5 protein-coding genes are annotated in these 3,187 nt (G+C 37.2%); 2 read left to right on the top strand and 3 right to left on the bottom strand.

Going from position 1 to position 3,187, the window contains the following annotated elements; translation table 11 throughout:
* On the bottom strand, positions 1-195 hold a 195-nt coding region (locus HMPREF0519_RS03540), incomplete at its 3' end, for a hypothetical protein (protein WP_040472688.1).
* Positions 196-357: 162 nt separating this feature from the next.
* Between HMPREF0519_RS03540 and HMPREF0519_RS03535 the strand changes: the two genes are divergently transcribed.
* On the top strand, positions 358-564 hold the full coding sequence (locus HMPREF0519_RS03535; protein ID WP_233419308.1) for a hypothetical protein: 207 nt from the start codon (positions 358-360) through the stop codon (positions 562-564).
* A gap of 134 nt (positions 565-698) precedes the next feature.
* Here the strand turns inward: HMPREF0519_RS03535 and HMPREF0519_RS03530 are convergent, their stop codons facing one another.
* Positions 699-1,319: a hypothetical protein gene (locus tag HMPREF0519_RS03530; RefSeq protein ID WP_003634717.1), complete on the bottom strand. Its 621-nt coding sequence runs from the start codon at positions 1,317-1,319 to the stop codon at positions 699-701.
* 135 nt (positions 1,320-1,454) lie between these two features.
* Between HMPREF0519_RS03530 and HMPREF0519_RS03525 the strand changes: the two genes are divergently transcribed.
* Positions 1,455-2,111 carry a YczE/YyaS/YitT family protein gene (locus HMPREF0519_RS03525; protein WP_003634714.1) on the top strand — a complete coding sequence of 219 codons (657 nt, stop codon included), beginning with the start codon at positions 1,455-1,457 and terminating at the stop codon, positions 2,109-2,111.
* A 133-nt stretch (positions 2,112-2,244) separates the two neighbouring features.
* On the opposite strand, the gene HMPREF0519_RS03520 is transcribed toward HMPREF0519_RS03525, so the two are convergent.
* A complete protein-coding gene (locus tag HMPREF0519_RS03520) occupies positions 2,245-3,096 on the bottom strand; it encodes an alpha/beta hydrolase fold domain-containing protein (RefSeq protein WP_003634713.1) in 852 nt (283 codons plus the stop codon).
* Positions 3,097-3,187 lie beyond the last annotated feature (91 nt).

The raw sequence follows: 3,187 nt of genomic DNA, 5'->3' as shown, positions 1-3,187 counted from the left end.
CTTCTCGTCATAACTAAAGTTAGCGTCGGTAAAGTAATGCTTGATCTCTTTATTAACTTCTTCAAGCGGTCGATGATCACCATCTTGGCGATTAATCACAATTTCGTATTCCTTTTTATCATCATCGGTGTTAACAAATTTATAGATTACATCGACAGTGTTCAAAATCTCTTGGATTAATTGGCGTTCAGTCATCTCCATGTCCATTTCACCTCACTTGTATCACTATATCTCCACTTTAGCGCTAATTGAGAAAAAGTGATAGTAAAAGTTGCAAAATTAGAATTTTATTTGAATAATTGTATTTACATTAGTGTCAATACTGAACTATACTTGAGGTTATCAATCGAGGTGGAAATGATGACAATTGCGTCAAAAAATTTTTCAAACGAATTAATTAATGCTTATAAAAGTCAAAAATTGGTCATGCTGGTAACCGACAGCGGCCATATCACAGGAACCGTTGCGGCAGTTAAAGACGACTTGGCTTATATTAATCAGCCGGCTAAAGGGGTAACTGTCATCAATTTAAATAACGTTAAAAAGGTGCAGGAACTGAATTAACCTATTTAAAACTTAATAGTCAATTATTGTGCCCAATAAGAAATACCCTTTCTCCAAGCAACTCAACGTTGTCTCAGTGAAAGGGTATTATTATTGGCATTATTTGCCATTAACGTTCGCATCCTTATTTGATCTCAATTATGCTTCTCATATAGAATTTGTTCAAACTTTTTTCGTAACCCTTCCGTCAATAAGATAATATTCTTTGGCTGTCGATAAACCCCCAGGTCAAAGCAAAATCTTAGCGGTACACCCATATTATAATCTTCTTCAAAAGCAGCGACTCTTTTAGGGTCAACATGGTCAATGGTCCCCATTAAAATCGCCATAGCCTTGACTTTATGTGCATCCCAATTGTTTTGATCCTGATGAATATCCAACAATTGTTTAGTACCAACTGAATCAAGTGCTTTAACCAACGTATCGGCATTGCTGATCTTGTGCTGAACACCTAGAAAGACGAAATACCTTCGCATAACAGGAATAACTGAAGAAAAAAAGACGTTAGTGGCCGCAATCCTTTTAGGAAATAGTTGCAACAGGACTTTTCTCACCAATTTAGCAGTATAACGCCGCGGTTCCCGCAACTCGTATTTATAGGCTAAACCAACAAATGCCTGTGTAACGTACAACGCAGCTACCTTTTCCGGTTTGGTCAACTTTTGAAATGAACGGGTGGTTTTAAAGCGACCAACCCAAAGGCGATTTTTTTCGAGATTTCTCTCTGCTTCGACTTCTGAATACGCTTTTTCCACAAGATCACCTTCTTAATTTAAATGTTAACATGATTAACTACGTAAATGAATCAATTAGACCCGAACTATTTCCAAACCCAAAGGATTATTATACAATAAATTGTACTGAAACTTTTGAGGAGATTTTAAAACAAAATGGCTAAAATTCAAGATTTTAATCAACGGTTTAATTACCTATGCCTTTCCATTGTGATTAATTCAGCAGGAAATGCGTTGGCAATTTCAACAAATTTAGGAAGTGCCGTATGGACGGCTTCAGCGGTTAACCTTTCCAAATGGGTTAACATTCCGCTTGGCACAACCCTTTTCCTATATGGGATTGTTGTCACAATCGTTAATCAACTGATGATTGGGTCATTTGATCGTCGCCGTTTTGTTTCCAACCTTCTCTATACAATTCCTTTTAGTTACCTGGTTCAATTTTCTCAATGGATTTTCGATTCGTTGGGCGTGCCCACCTACAGCTTTTGGCTGAGGCTTATTCTGGACATGATTGGCCTGTTCTGTGTTGCCATGGCCGTCTCAATGTATTCGCGGGCCAAGCTCATCATGCATCCAAATGATGATATGGCATACATTATCAGGTTTAAATACATTTCTGGCAGCGCGGTAACGTCGCAGTGGCTTAGCTACATTCCACCGGTTATTATCTCAATATTAGCTTATCTTTTTACAGGAAAAGTATTTGCGATCGGCTTTGGTACTGCCTTTGCATTAGTCTTCCAAGGCGCCATGATGAAATGGTCCGATACTCATGCGTTCCCAAAACTGAAGCACCACGTCGATCTTTAACAAACGTTTGATTAACGGAATCATCACTGCTACTTAGCCGAAACATGCATTAGAATCATCCTCTGTCGTGCAAGAGACTTCCAGCTTTAAATAATTGTTGGGAGTCTCTTATACTCTGGAATCTAACCGCTTCTTAATGCAAGCCGCCTCTTACAAACCTCGCAATCTCCTTAAACGTCTTTTTTGTTTCAGGCAACTTAAACCACAACGTATAATCATGAAAGCCATCTTTAAAGGCTGTTACTTGTACAGATGCTTTATCAGCTTGCTTAAGTGCCCGGATAAATTTCAAATTAATCGGTGTCAATAATTCATTTTCTCCATAAAAGATTTGAATTGATCCGACATTCAGATTTTGAGGATCAAATATATCAAACCAGTCATCCTGATGCAAGCCGGCTTCAAATTGCTTCCCGATTTGGCGAAGTACACTTAATGATAGCATCACATCTTCGTTTTCTTTTGTGGAAATCTCTGGATCCTTAAGCTGCATATCCAGCCAAGGAGAAATGAATGATGTTCCAGATATTTTAATTGGATTCTTTATTAATAACTGTAGTGCAATCGCGGCACCCGCCGAATCTGCCACAATAAATGTTGGTATCTCTGTTGAATAAACGATATCTAAGGCTTCTTGGGCCGATTCTAATATTTCAGTTGATGTATGATTGGGTAATAATGGAAAATCAACGATTTGCACCAAACTGTTGGATTCTATAGCGATTTTAGTAATCATTTCCAGTTGATCTATGTTCATTGGTACTGTAAAAGCCCCTCCGTGGAAATACATAATCTGGTTATCCGGATTATCAGTAGGCATTAGCGTAACTATTTGGCCATATTTCATCTGATAAATTGTTTCATATTTACTTTCATCCGTAAATATGGTGACTTCTTTATTAGGATGAAGGAAACTATGATTAACGGCCACTTTATAATTTTCCTTTTTAAACTTTTTGAGCAGTCTTTTTGCCATGAAACTCATTGTAAACACTTCCTAAAAATAGTTTTTATATAATAAATGTGATATATCATATAAATGTCCACATATGTTTCCTAAAAAAACGAGAAATTCA

This window comes from Lentilactobacillus hilgardii DSM 20176 = ATCC 8290 (assembly GCF_000159315.1).
GTDB classification, from domain to species: Bacteria; Bacillota; Bacilli; order Lactobacillales; family Lactobacillaceae; genus Lentilactobacillus; species Lentilactobacillus hilgardii.
This window is presented reverse-complemented; position numbering and strand designations above follow the sequence as displayed.

What these genes read in the sequence shown, in the direction of transcription:
- HMPREF0519_RS03535 (WP_233419308.1), top strand. Translation starts at nt 358, where the DNA reads ATGATGACAATTGCGTCAAAAAATTTTTCAAACGAATTAATTAATGCT.
- HMPREF0519_RS03520 (WP_003634713.1), bottom strand. Translation starts at nt 3,096, where the DNA reads ATGAGTTTCATGGCAAAAAGACTGCTCAAAAAGTTTAAAAAGGAAAAT.
- HMPREF0519_RS03525 (WP_003634714.1), top strand. Translation starts at nt 1,455, where the DNA reads ATGGCTAAAATTCAAGATTTTAATCAACGGTTTAATTACCTATGCCTT.